This window comes from Segatella baroniae B14 (genome assembly GCF_022024235.1).
GTDB lineage: Bacteria > Bacteroidota > Bacteroidia > Bacteroidales > Bacteroidaceae > Prevotella > Prevotella bryantii.
The window spans coordinates 1970426-1983131 of record NZ_CP091799.1; the positions used below are offsets into that span (position 1 = coordinate 1970426).

The 12706-nt window shown below is 37.8% G+C and carries 11 protein-coding genes; 8 read left to right on the forward strand and 3 right to left on the reverse strand.

Features of this window, described 5'->3' with window-relative positions:
• The first annotated feature begins 15 nt into the window (after nucleotides 1-15).
• On the forward strand, nucleotides 16-1353 hold the full coding sequence (dgt, locus tag L6469_RS08450; RefSeq protein WP_006281587.1) for a dGTP triphosphohydrolase: 1338 nt from the start codon (nucleotides 16-18) through the stop codon (nucleotides 1351-1353).
• A 43-nt stretch (nucleotides 1354-1396) separates the two neighbouring features.
• On the opposite strand, the gene L6469_RS08455 is transcribed toward dgt, so the two are convergent.
• The 3 genes from L6469_RS08455 to L6469_RS08465 are packed head-to-tail and all read right to left on the reverse strand — an operon-like array spanning nucleotide 1397 to nucleotide 3699.
• A complete protein-coding gene (locus tag L6469_RS08455) occupies nucleotides 1397-1828 on the reverse strand; it encodes a hypothetical protein (protein WP_006281588.1) in 432 nt (143 codons plus the stop codon).
• Nucleotides 1829-1830: 2 nt separating this feature from the next.
• Nucleotides 1831-2820 carry a GNAT family N-acetyltransferase gene (locus L6469_RS08460; RefSeq protein WP_237851069.1) on the reverse strand — a complete coding sequence of 330 codons (990 nt, stop codon included), beginning with the start codon at nucleotides 2818-2820 and terminating at the stop codon, nucleotides 1831-1833.
• A gap of 51 nt (nucleotides 2821-2871) precedes the next feature.
• Nucleotides 2872-3699: a hypothetical protein gene (locus tag L6469_RS08465; protein ID WP_006281590.1), complete on the reverse strand. Its 828-nt coding sequence runs from the start codon at nucleotides 3697-3699 to the stop codon at nucleotides 2872-2874.
• Between the two features lie 752 nt (nucleotides 3700-4451).
• On the opposite strand from L6469_RS08465, the gene mraZ reads away from it, so the two are divergent.
• Genes mraZ through murD form a run of 7 tightly spaced genes read left to right on the forward strand, consistent with a single transcriptional unit; the run spans nucleotide 4452 to nucleotide 12696 of the window.
• A complete protein-coding gene (gene mraZ, locus L6469_RS08470; RefSeq protein WP_006281591.1) occupies nucleotides 4452-4940 on the forward strand; it encodes a division/cell wall cluster transcriptional repressor MraZ in 489 nt (162 codons plus the stop codon).
• On the forward strand, nucleotides 4933-5889 hold the full coding sequence (gene rsmH / locus L6469_RS08475; RefSeq protein ID WP_006281592.1) for a 16S rRNA (cytosine(1402)-N(4))-methyltransferase RsmH: 957 nt from the start codon (nucleotides 4933-4935) through the stop codon (nucleotides 5887-5889). The genes mraZ and rsmH overlap by 8 nt, the downstream gene beginning before the upstream one ends.
• Complete coding sequence (locus L6469_RS08480) at nucleotides 5886-6446, forward strand: FtsL-like putative cell division protein (RefSeq protein ID WP_006281593.1); 561 nt, start codon at nucleotides 5886-5888, stop codon at nucleotides 6444-6446. The genes rsmH and L6469_RS08480 overlap by 4 nt, the downstream gene beginning before the upstream one ends.
• Nucleotides 6443-8599 (forward strand): penicillin-binding protein, encoded by a 2157-nt coding sequence (locus L6469_RS08485; protein WP_006281594.1) that lies wholly within the window; start codon nucleotides 6443-6445, stop codon nucleotides 8597-8599. The genes L6469_RS08480 and L6469_RS08485 overlap by 4 nt, the downstream gene beginning before the upstream one ends.
• A gap of 18 nt (nucleotides 8600-8617) precedes the next feature.
• A complete protein-coding gene (locus tag L6469_RS08490) occupies nucleotides 8618-10081 on the forward strand; it encodes a UDP-N-acetylmuramoyl-L-alanyl-D-glutamate--2,6-diaminopimelate ligase (RefSeq protein WP_006281595.1) in 1464 nt (487 codons plus the stop codon).
• An 11-nt stretch (nucleotides 10082-10092) separates the two neighbouring features.
• A complete protein-coding gene (gene mraY, locus L6469_RS08495; RefSeq protein WP_006281596.1) occupies nucleotides 10093-11361 on the forward strand; it encodes a phospho-N-acetylmuramoyl-pentapeptide-transferase in 1269 nt (422 codons plus the stop codon).
• Between the two features lie 3 nt (nucleotides 11362-11364).
• Nucleotides 11365-12696 carry a UDP-N-acetylmuramoyl-L-alanine--D-glutamate ligase gene (murD, locus tag L6469_RS08500; protein ID WP_006281597.1) on the forward strand — a complete coding sequence of 444 codons (1332 nt, stop codon included), beginning with the start codon at nucleotides 11365-11367 and terminating at the stop codon, nucleotides 12694-12696.
• Nucleotides 12697-12706 lie beyond the last annotated feature (10 nt).

The window sequence follows — 12706 nt, forward strand, 5'->3', positions numbered from 1 at the left end:
AACTACTTTTGTGACATGAATTGGCAACAACTAATTACCAACAAACGGCTTGGTCAAGAGCATAAACATGCTCTTCGGCATGATGATCGATCAGAATTCAAAAGAGATTATGATCGACTCATTTATTCTGCACCTTTCAGAAGACTGCAAAACAAGACACAGGTATTTCCGCTCCCTGGCAGTATCTTTGTTCATAACCGTCTTACACACAGTCTAGAAGTATCATCGCTCGGCATGAGTTTGGGCAATGATATATGCAGAAGACTCAAAATAAAACACCCAGAACTAACCAACACTTTATTTGAGGAAATCGGTACTATAGTTAGTGCGGCTTGCTTGGCACACGATATGGGAAATCCTCCTTTTGGACATTCTGGCGAAAAGGCTATGCAGACATTCTTTTCAGAAGGAAAGGGAAGTATTCTAAAAAGTCAACTCAGCTCACAATTTTGGGATGACATCACCCATTTCGAAGGAAACGCTAATGCTTTCAGACTCCTGACCCATCAGTTTAACGGCAGAAGACCAGGAGGATTCGCAATGACCTATTCAATGCTGGCTAGTATTGTAAAGTATCCATTTGCAAGCAGTCTTGCTGGTAGTCATGGTAAATTTGGGTTCTTTAAAACAGAACAAGAAACCTATCACAAAATTGCCGATGAATTGGGCATCATCTGTAAAAGTAAACCAGGCGAACCTCTAAAATATGCCCGTCACCCACTCGTATATCTCGTAGAAGCAGCTGATGATATCTGCTATGAAATTATGGATATAGAAGATTCTCACAAACTCAAACTTATTAGCTTTGACGAAACAAGACACGCACTTTTAAATTTCTTCGATGAAGAAGGCAAAGCGTATATCCAAGACACAATTGAGCATGAAGGGGTTACTGACGAAAACGAGCAAGTGGTTTATATGAGGGCTTGCGTAATTGGGAAACTCGAAGGTGAATGCGTCAATACTTTTATCGAACATGAAGACGAAATACTCAATGGTACTTTCGAAGGCAGTTTGATTCAAAACATCACACCATCCGTGAAAAAAGCTTATCAATATTGCGAAAAGCTATCGCATGAGAAGATTTATCACAGCAAACCAGTACTAGATATCGAGTTATCAGGTTATAAGATACTGGAAACATTGATGGAAGTATTTATCGATGCAGCAATAGAACCTCAGAAATTTTACTCCCAACAACTGATCAGAAGAGTGAGTAGCCAATATTCCATCCACAGCGAAGACTTAGAAACTAGAATATTGGCCATAATAGACTATATAAGCGGCATGACCGATGTATATGCCTTAGATGTATATCAAAAAATTAATGGTATCAGTCTGCCTATTGTATAATGCAGACGGATACCACTAATTATTTATAGAAATTATATATTGATTACATCAATTTCTCTATATTCGTTCGGTAATTTTGCCAGTACAAAATTTTATCTTGTACCTTTTTCTTGTCAATCACTCTATTTAGGCGAGCGTCTGAAAGTTGAGTGCTCATCAAGAATATATAGTGATCAATCAATGCAGCTTTAGCCTTGACCGTCTTTTTCTTAGGATATCCACGTTTAGCGGTTTCTTGAGACCAAACTTCAGAAATCTCATTAATCTTTTGTCCTGTAGTTTTCAAATCTTTTAAAAATTTGCTACGATAAGCTTTATCTTCAGCTGACAAATTGCCTAATTTTGCTAAATCAGAAGCACTGATAGAATCAGTCAAAATATCCAAATCAAGATCAATCACATCGTTAGAAGACTGAGCTGATGCCATTAAAGGCATCAACAAAGCAATGATTACCAAATACAAAATTTTCTTCATACTCATTTCTCCTTATAAATAATTTTATTGGCTCCACTTGTTATTTTAAGTGCCTCAGGATGCTCTTCTATAAAACTATTAATGTGTCTTACTATTTTTTCTTCTAAGATTTCACTAACAGAGATTAGAATTCCCGTTTCTTCTACATCACCAAAACCATAATTGATAGCTGTACCAAACAATTTCATGGTAGGACTCAAATTCATATATGCATTGACCAATGGAGGGATGTTATAACCAAACTCACGAATACGGCGATTCAAAATACGATAGTCCTCCTTAAAATTATTACCATTAAAGAGAGGACGCAATTTGTCTTCTGACGTTTCTAACGCCAAAGGCTTAATTGGAATAACGAGATTTTCCTTATCTTCAAAATGTTTTTTTAAGAAATACAATATCATATCTCTACCCTCACGGATATATGAAGGGTACATCGTCATTTTTCCAAAGAAATATCTAATATTTGGATAAATTACAGTTAAAGCGCCTAATCCATCCCACAAATTATCCAAAGCAAAGATACTCTTTGTATTCTTACGCGCATTCTGATATTCAAGTGACACGAAAGAACGACCTAGTTCCACGGTATAAGGAACATATTCCTTGATAAATTTGTCAGAAAAATGAAACATATGACTAGTTGCCAATATTGGCTGTCCATTTTCATTATACTGCCAGTCTCTTCCTAAAATATAACGATATCCACCAATGATTTCATTAGCTTCAGGATTCCAAACGATTAATTGTTTATAACAATTAGGTCCAAGATCAAATTCATCGATATCCATAGACTTGCCTGTACCTCCACCTGCTTCACGAAAAGCAATTTCACGCAGACGTCCAATCTCCTTCATCACATTAGGAGAATCATTAGCTGTTACGATATAAATATGATTGTGACTTTTATTGGTTGTACGAAGTCTCTTTTCCGGAGTCAACTCCTTGAGTAGGAGTTCCGTATCAATCGGCTGAATAATATCTTCTTCCATTTCTTAAATATATTTGATCAAAAATAAACAGATCCTTCTGTCTAAAATTGATTATAATTCATAAACTTTATCTTCTACCCACTGTGCCCATTCGGCAGGGGTTTTACTTTTATCAAATGTCTGCCAAGGAATAGGCTTACCTATAGAAACTCGAAATGATTTATGCACATTTTTATACATTTCATCTACCAAGAATAGCATGGCAATATTAAACTTGATATGCAAGGCCTTACATGCATTGGCCAATTTATAAAAGAATTCAGAATTCTGACCACCAAAATGGATAGGCACTATATCGCGCTGATATTCTATACTCTTACTGATGAAAGTCTTCTTCCAAGGAATATCGTGAACCTTACCATTAATTTTTCGTGAACATAATCCTGCAGGAAACATCAACATATGGTTATCACTTTGAAATCCTGCTTCTACCATAGCAGGGAATGAACGTCCTTTCTTACCCGTTTTATTAATACCAATACTTACAGGTTTTAATCCAGGCAGATAAAGCAGTAAATCATTGACTAAATAACGGAATTTTCCCTCATAATGCTCACCGATAATAGATCCTAATGCTACTCCGTCTGCCCCACCTAAAGGATGATTGGATACAAACGTATAAAGTTTACCATCATTTTTATCTGGGAGATTTTCCTTTCCTACAATCTGAAGATCCATATCCAAATAGTGCACACACTCGGTCAACCACTCTGTGCCAGTTTTGTGGCGGCTCTCCCATAAATAGCGATTCACTTCATCTTCGTGAACGATTCGTTTAAGCCAAGACACAACAAATCTTGGAACATATTTTGCTTTTGTCCCTAACTTGTTCTTTAGAATATTATCGATATCTATCGTTTTCTCTATATTGTCACTCATCACACTAACACTATCTTAATGCAAAAATAGTAGAACTTTTTCAATTATATCCATTTTTCCATAAAAAAAGTTCAAAAAAACGCCTTTTTTTGCACAAAAAGTACATCTTGAAAATTGAGAACCTGTTCTTTATGGGATCATTCCCTTTTGCAAATAAAAAACAAGTTTTCTATCTAAAGTATCATCTTTTAATTTTAGACACGCAAAGAGATTGCAAAGTTGCCTGTCAAAGACTTAAAATCAAGAATTACAAAAGGGTGTTCAATATAAGAATTGCAACCTTTACATTTTTTTACAAATTAAAACTAATCAGTTTTTTCAACATCTTTCAATACACTTTATTGTATAGAATCACACTGAAACAAACAAAAATATTTTTACTGTATTACACTTTAAACCAATTGTTTTCTGACAACACACTATGATTCAACGCTATAACTACTATCTATAGCCATTTTACTCTTGAAAACGTTCCATCTAACTTTCTATTCACACTTATGTAAATTAATATTAATATATTTGTTATTTTTTAATAATTTATTTACATTTTACAGGAAATATATTTCATCATCACAATTATAGCATATGGATTATTTTAAAAGAAACTTTAAAAAAAAGAATTCTATCATAACAATTACTAATAAATACAAAATCTCTATTTTTATAAGTTTTTTGAAATTTGTGGAGCAAAGTGGAGATTTGTGGGGAAAAATGTGTAACTTTGAACCCAGTTTTCTATTAATTATGTACGCATGCGATTTATAGGGAACATAGAAGCTAAAGTTGACTCAAAAGGAAGAGCCTTTTTGCCAGCTACTTTCCGCAAGGTGCTATCTGCGTCTGGCGAAGAAGGCCTTATATTACGCAAAGATGTATTTCAACCTTGTTTGGTCATCTATCCGGAATCAGTCTGGAACGAACAGATGGATTCACTTCGATCACGCCTTAATCGATGGAATGCAGAACATCAACGTATATTTCGTCAGTTTGTGAGTGATGCTGAAATTCTTAACCTAGACAGTAATGGGAGATTTCTGATTTCTAAACGCCAATTAACCCAGACCGGTATCAATCAAAACATCAAATTTATCGGAATGGGTGATTGCATCGAGATTTGGAACAATGACACCTGTACCGCACAGATGAAAGACCCTGAAGAGTTCAGTAACATACTTCAAGAAATGATGAGTCCACAGGAATCAACAAATTACAATATAATTCAAACAAAAAACAATGATTAAGACTGCAGAGACATATCACGTACCCGTTCTCCTTGAACAGACCGTAAACGGACTGAATATCCAACCTGGCGGCATCTACATCGATGTAACCTTTGGCGGAGGTGGACATTCCAGCAAAATTCTTTCATGTCTGGACTCTCAAGCTCATCTCTACAGTTTTGACCAAGATGCAGATGCAGAAAATAATATTTACTATGCAGAAGCAGGATCAAATGAAAAGGACCATCGCTTTATAGATGACCCTAGATTTACATTTGTAAGATCAAACTTCCGATATATCAAAAATTGGATGAGATACTACCATGTAGATTATATTGATGGACTACTAGCCGACTTAGGCGTGTCGTCACATCACTTTGACGATAAAGACCGCGGTTTTTCGTTTCGCTTTGACTCACCACTGGATATGAGAATGAACAAACGAGCAGACATGACAGCTGCGGACATAGTAAACAACTATCCAGAAAGCCAATTAGCCGATATCTTTTATCTTTATGGCGAGTTAAAAAACAGCCGAAAGATAGCTAACGCACTTGTAAGGTATCGACAAAATCAGAAAATTCTGACAACGCAAGATTTCATCAAAGCTACAGAACCTCTTTTCAAAAGAGAAAAAGAAAAGAAAGATATGGCTCGACTTTTCCAAGCTCTTCGCATAGAGGTAAATCATGAAATGGACGCTTTGAAGGAAATGCTGAATTCAGCAACAGAGCTACTTCGCCCAGGTGGACGATTATCCGTAATCACCTATCATTCTCTAGAAGATAGAATCGTTAAAAACGTCATGAAATCAGGAAATCCTGAAGGTAAAATCGTAAAAGATTTCTTTGGCAAGTCTGAGACTCCTTACAAACTGATCAATAACAAGGTAATCATACCAGATCAAGAAGAGCAAGAAAATAATCCAAGAAGTCGAAGTGCCAAGTTGAGAATTGCAGAGAAACTATGACATCAGAAACAAACAAAAATACAGGAGATCAGAAAGACGATAGCAACAAGAATACACCTCTTGAAGAAATCGCCCCAAAAACTGTAATTGTCTCTAGTAAAGAGAATTCGGAAAAGCCTGAAGAAGAAAAGGATAAGCCTCTGAAAACCGAATCTACAGGAAGTGAGCCTATGGTTGAATCTTTAAAACAAGCTATAGTAAAGCAAGCTATAGAAGAAGACGAGCCTTTATCAGCCCGATTTACACTCCGAAAGATTCTTGGTGGCGATATTCTTTCTGCACAAGCTATCAGAAGCCAGATTTGGTTAATTGTACTGGTAGTTTTCTTTGTCATCATATATATTTCTAATCGATATTCTGTTCAAAAAGACATGATAGAAATTGATAGATTACAAGTAGAATTACAGAATGCAAAGTACAGAGCATTATCTACAAGTAGCCAGCTCACAGAAAGAAATCGAGAAAGCCACATACTTCAAATGTTGAAAAACAACAAAGATAGTGTGCTGAAGATAGCTAGCCAACCTCCATATATTATTAATGTACCCGAAGAATGAGCAAGTTCAACTATAAAAAAGTAATTCCACGCTACCGCTGTATCGCAATAGCAATGACATTTATTGCTGTAACAGTCGTTGGCAGAACTTTATATATCATGACTGCCAAACACGATTACTGGATGCAAGTTGCCGATCGTGTCAAAAAGGACAGCGTAAAGGTAAAACCGGCACGTGGAAACATATTAAGCTGCAAAGGCCAATTCCTTGCCAGTTCACTTCCAGAGTTTAAAGTTTACATGGACTTTAAGGCTCTGAAAGATGCAAACAATGACTCTCTATGGGATGCTAAAATAGATTCTATAGCAGAGGGGCTACATCATATATTCCCAGAAAAGTCATCAGCTGCATTCAAAAATCACTTGGCTGAGGGACGAACCAAATTAAGTAGACATTGGGCTATTTGGCCTAAACGAATCGACTATAACACCTTTACTGAAATCAAGGTCCTTCCTATTTTCAATCTTAGCCCATACAAGAGCGGCTTTCACTACGAAGAGTATAATGCCCGCAAACGTTCATACGGATCACTTGCAGGTCGTACTATTGGAGCTATGTATGGTGCAAAAGATACTGCTCGATTTGGTTTGGAGCTTTCATATGACTCTATTCTAAGAGGCAAAAATGGTATTGTACATCGACGAAAGGTAAGAAACAAATTCTTGAATATCACCGATACGCCACCTGTAGACGGAGCAGATATCATTACGACTATCGATGTAGACATCCAAGACTTGGCTGAACGTGCCGTTGTCGATGAATTAAGAGAAATCAATGGTAACGTAGGAGTAGCTATCGTCATGGAAGTAGCTACTGGTGACATCAAGGCCATTGTAAATATGGAAAAATGCTTTGATAACGAATATCGAGAAATTCATAACCATGCTGTAAGTGACTTGCTCGAACCGGGCTCTGTCTTTAAGACGGCATCAATTCTCGTAGCCCTTGATGATGGAGTTGTCGATACAACAGCCAAAGTTGAAACAGCAGCTGGAGTATGGCCAATGTACGGACGGGAGATGAAAGACTGGAACTGGCGTAAAGGCGGTTACGGTCTCCTCACCTTACCACAAACCCTTTGGTATAGCTCAAATGTAGGTGTAAGTCGTATCATCGATGATCATTATCGCAATAATCCAGAAAAATTCGTAAAGAGTATTTTACGAACTGGTATTGGAGATGACCTTGGCATTCCTCTTGTCGGTGCAACTCCTGCCCGTATTAGAATGCCACACAAAAATAGTCACGGACAATATGATAATTGGAGTAGAACTGACTTACCATGGATGAGTATCGGTTATGTTACTCAAATTCCACCAATTTCTACACTGACATTCTATAACGCTATTGCTAACAATGGTAAGATGATGCGCCCTAGATTTGTACAGAGAGTAGTAAAAGACGGAAAAACCGTAATGGAATTTCCTCCTGAAGTGATACGACCAGCCATAGCCAAACCTACGAGTATCAAGAAAATACAAACCATCCTGGAACAGGTGGTAAGTGTTGGACTGGGAAAGAAGGCCGGCTCAGAATCGTTTAAGGTATCAGGTAAAACAGGTACTGCGCAGATGTCAAAAGGTTCTGCTGGATATAAAGCAGGAGGAACCAATTATCTGCTGAGTTTTGCAGGATATTTCCCTTCTGATGCACCAGAATACAGTTGCATCGTTTGTATTCAAAAGTCAGGCCTACCTGCTTCTGGAGGTGGTATGAGTGGCGTCGTATTCCACAATATTGCAGAAGGTATAATGGCACAAAGACTGAAGGTTAATATAGAAGATGCAAAAGATGCTTCTTCTATACTGATACCTGATGTACTGAACGGAAACCTGACAGCCGCTTATAATGTACTGAATGCTCTAGGTATCAAGACTAATACAAACTGGTCTGGTTCTTACCTAAACGGCAACCCTATATGGGGAAAAGCTCAGAATAAGAATAATAAGACCATAGCACTAATAAGAGAACCGTCTTATAGTAAGAAGGTCATTCCTGACGTACTAGGTATGGGTGCCCGTGATGCTGTATATGCCATAGAGAGCAGAGGTGTCAAGACTATCATTGATGGAAGGGGAAAAGTAGTAAAACAAAGTCTACCTGCCGGACACTACATTAAGAAAAACGAAAAGTGCTATCTAATTTTGAAATAAAATATAAAACATATAATGATGAAATTACAAGAGTTGCTCTATGACATTAAACCGATACAAATTATCGGTGATGTCGAAAAAGAAGTTACCGGCGTGAACATCGACTCCCGTAAAATCGAGAAAGGCCATCTGTTCATCGCCATGAAAGGAACACAAACTGACGGTCACGCCTATATCGCTAAAGCTATTGAACTGGGTGCTACCGCCATTTTGCTTGAAGATATGCCTCAGCAGTACACTGAGGGTATTACTTATATACAAGTAGAATCTACAGAAGACTCTGTGGGAAAAGTAGCAACTGCATTTTATGGTAATCCTTCTCATCACCTTATACTAGTTGGTGTCACAGGAACTAATGGAAAAACAACAATTGCTACCTTATTATATAATATGTTCCGTAGAATGGGCCACAAATGTGGACTTCTATCTACAGTATGTAACTACATCGAAGATAAGGCAGTACCAGCTGACCACACAACTCCAGATCCTATCGAACTGAATGCACTTTTGAGTGAGATGGTAAAAGCTGGATGCGAATATGCATTTATGGAGTGCAGTAGCCATGCCATCCACCAGAAGAGAATTGGAGGATTAAAGTTTGCAGGCGCTCTCTTTACCAACTTGACTCGCGATCATCTAGACTACCACAAAACTTTCGAAAACTATCGCAATGCTAAGAAGGCATTTTTCGACGGATTATCTAAAGATGCTTTTGCTATTACCAATGCTGATGACAAAAACGGCATGATAATGGTACAAAATACTAAAGCTACAGTCAAGACATACTCTATTCGTACTCTAGCAGATTTCAGTGCTAAAATTTTAGAGTGCCATTTTGATGGTATGGAACTGGAAGTAAATGGCAAGGAAGTAAATGTACAGTTCATCGGTAAATTTAATGTAAGTAATCTTCTTGCTGTATATGGAGCAGCTGTTATGCTTGGCAAAGATCCAGAAGACGTTCTTGTAGCTTTAAGCGCTCTTCATAGTGTAAATGGACGCTTACAGCCTTTCCACTCTCCTAACGGCTATACAGCTATTGTAGATTATGCACATACACCAGATGCATTAGAAAACGTACTCAACGCTATACACGAAGTACTCAACGGCAAAGGCCATGTCATCACTGTTTGTGGGGCAGGTGGTAACCGAGACAAAGGTAAACGCCCATTGATGGCTCAGGAAGCAGTAAAACAAAGCGACAAAGTTATTATCACTAGTGATAACCCGAGATTCGAAGAACCTCAGGATATTATCAATGACATGCTCGCCGGTCTGGACAACAAACAGATGAAAAAAGTAATCAGCATTGTTGACCGAAAAGAAGGTATTCGTACAGCCTGTATGCTAGCCCAAAAAGGTGATGTTATCCTTATTGCAGGCAAGGGACATGAGAACTATCAAGATATCAAAGGAGTAAAGCACCACTTTGATGATAAGGAAGTACTACAAGAAATCTTTGATTCTGAAAAAGAAGACTAAAATAAGAAAATATGTTATACTATCTGTTTAGATTCTTAGAGCAATATGGCATTAGCGGAGCACACATGTGGGGGTATATCTCATTCCGTGCTTTACTTGCCCTTATTTTCTCACTGACCATTTCTGCCTGGTTTGGTGAGCGATTCATAAAATATTTGAAAAGCAAGCAAATAACAGAGACACAACGTGATGCTTCTATAGACCCATTTGGAGTAAAAAAGATAGGTGTACCATCTATGGGTGGCATTATCATCATTGTCGCTATTCTACTACCTGTACTCCTATTAGGCCGTCTTCGAAATACCTACTTAATCCTTATGATTATCACAACCATATGGTTAGGATTTCTTGGTGGTATGGACGATTTCATTAAAATCTTCAAACGAGACAAAGAAGGCTTGAAGGGTAAGTATAAAATCGTAGGACAAATCGGTATTGGCCTTATTGTTGGTTTAGTACTATGGGCATCACCGGATGTAAAAATGAATGAGAATCTGGCTATAGAGCACCAAGGACAAGAAACCGTAATTAAGCATCGCACGGAAAGCAAAAAGTCTTTAAAAACGACTATACCATTTGTCAAAGGGCATAATCTGGATTATTCTAGAATCACGTCGTTCTGCGGTAAATATCGTGTAGCAGCGGGGTGGATTCTTTTTGTTATCATGACCATATTTGTCGTTACCGCAGTATCAAACGGTGCCAATCTAAACGATGGTATGGATGGTATGTGTGCAGGAAACTCTGCAATAATAGGCGTAGCTTTAGGCATACTGGCATATGTCAGTTCGCACATACAATTTGCATCTTACCTGAATATCATGTATATTCCGGGATCAGAAGAATTGGTAGTATTTTTCTGCGCATTCATTGGAGCCCTTATCGGCTTCTTATGGTATAATGCCTATCCTGCTCAAGTATTCATGGGCGATACCGGTTCACTAACCATTGGTGGTATCATCGCCGTTGGCGCCATTATTATCCACAAAGAGTTGCTTCTTCCTATTTTATGTGGTATATTCTTTGTTGAAAGTCTTAGTGTCATCATACAGGTATGGTACTATAAATTGGGAAAGAAAAAGGGTGTTAAGCAGAGAGTCTTCAAGCGTACCCCTATACATGATAACTTCCGTACACAAGATAGTCAGTTAGATCCAGAATGTAAGTATCTTCTAAAGATGCCAAAAGGCGCCTTTCATGAGTCTAAGATAACTATCCGTTTCTGGATAATTACCATCATTCTTGCAGCATTAACAATAATAACTTTGAAGATTAGATAAACCATGAGCAGAATAGTAGTATTGGGTGCAGGAGAAAGCGGTGCAGGAGCCGCAATTCTTGCCAAAAAAGAAGGATTTGACGTATTTGTTTCTGATATGTCTAAAATCAAAGACAAGTACAAAAAGATGCTTGAAGACCATCAGATAGAATGGGAAGAAGGTCAGCATACAGAAGAAAAAATACTCAATGCTGATGAAATTATCAAGAGTCCGGGTATTCCTAAGGAAGCACCAATGATTCAGAAAATCATCAACAAAGGAATTCATATTATCAGTGAAATCGAATTTGCCGGCAGATATACTGATGCCAAGATGATATGTATCACAGGTAGTAACGGTAAGACGACTACAACCTCGCTTATCTATCATATCTTCAAAACTGCAGGATACGATGCAGGATTAGCTGGAAACATCGGTAATAGTTTGGCACTTCAGGTGGCCGAAGAACCCCATGAGTATTACATCATCGAACTAAGTTCTTTCCAACTTGACAATATGTACGATTTTCGTGCAAATATCGCTATTCTACTTAACATAACACCTGATCACCTGGACAGATATGATAACAAGTTCGAAAACTATGCAGATGCAAAAATGCGTATTCTCCAGAATCAAACTCAAGAGGATAGTTTTATCTATTGGAATGACGATCCAGTTATCCAGAAGGAACTGAACAAATTCAAAATTACCGGTAGGGCTTGTCCATTCTCTGAAATCAAAGAAAAAAATGTAATTGGTTATATCGAAGATGGAAAATACATCATTGAGCACCCTACACCTTTCTGTATGGAACAGGATGATATGAGTCTAACTGGCAAACACAATATCTACAACAGTTTGGCTGCTGGCATTGCAGCGGATATTGCTGGCATCAAGAAAGAAGATATCCACAAAGGCCTTAGCAGTTTCCCAGGCGTAGAACATCGACTAGAAAAAGTATGCAAAGTAGATGGCGTACAATACATTAACGACTCGAAAGCAACAAACGTTGATGCATGCTGGTATGCTTTGGAAAGCATGAAAACTCCTACCATACTTATTCTCGGTGGTAAGGATAAGGGTAATGATTACAGTCAAATTTATGACTTAGTAAAAGAAAAATGTAGAGGACTGGTATATCTTGGTGCTGACAATAAAAAGTTACACGAAAACTTCGACCAATTTGGCATACCTGTAAAAGACACACACGGTATGAAAGAATGCGTTCAGGCATGTCGTGACTTGGCCCAACCGGGCGATACTGTATTGCTCAGCCCATGTTGCGCAAGTTTCGACCTCTTCAAAAATATGGAAGACAGAGGTGAACAATTCAAAACTCTAGTAAGATCACTCTAAAATTAGAGGA

Excerpts from the sequence above, each read along its gene's own strand:
- dgt (WP_006281587.1), top strand. The coding sequence starts at position 16 with ATGAATTGGCAACAACTAATTACCAACAAACGGCTTGGTCAAGAGCAT.
- L6469_RS08455 (WP_006281588.1), bottom strand. The coding sequence starts at position 1,828 with ATGAAGAAAATTTTGTATTTGGTAATCATTGCTTTGTTGATGCCTTTA.
- L6469_RS08460 (WP_237851069.1), bottom strand. The coding sequence starts at position 2,820 with ATGGAAGAAGATATTATTCAGCCGATTGATACGGAACTCCTACTCAAG.
- L6469_RS08465 (WP_006281590.1), bottom strand. The coding sequence starts at position 3,699 with ATGAGTGACAATATAGAGAAAACGATAGATATCGATAATATTCTAAAG.
- mraZ (WP_006281591.1), top strand. The coding sequence starts at position 4,452 with ATGCGATTTATAGGGAACATAGAAGCTAAAGTTGACTCAAAAGGAAGA.
- rsmH (WP_006281592.1), top strand. The coding sequence starts at position 4,933 with ATGATTAAGACTGCAGAGACATATCACGTACCCGTTCTCCTTGAACAG.
- L6469_RS08480 (WP_006281593.1), top strand. The coding sequence starts at position 5,886 with ATGACATCAGAAACAAACAAAAATACAGGAGATCAGAAAGACGATAGC.
- L6469_RS08485 (WP_006281594.1), top strand. The coding sequence starts at position 6,443 with ATGAGCAAGTTCAACTATAAAAAAGTAATTCCACGCTACCGCTGTATC.
- L6469_RS08490 (WP_006281595.1), top strand. The coding sequence starts at position 8,618 with ATGAAATTACAAGAGTTGCTCTATGACATTAAACCGATACAAATTATC.
- mraY (WP_006281596.1), top strand. The coding sequence starts at position 10,093 with ATGTTATACTATCTGTTTAGATTCTTAGAGCAATATGGCATTAGCGGA.
- murD (WP_006281597.1), top strand. The coding sequence starts at position 11,365 with ATGAGCAGAATAGTAGTATTGGGTGCAGGAGAAAGCGGTGCAGGAGCC.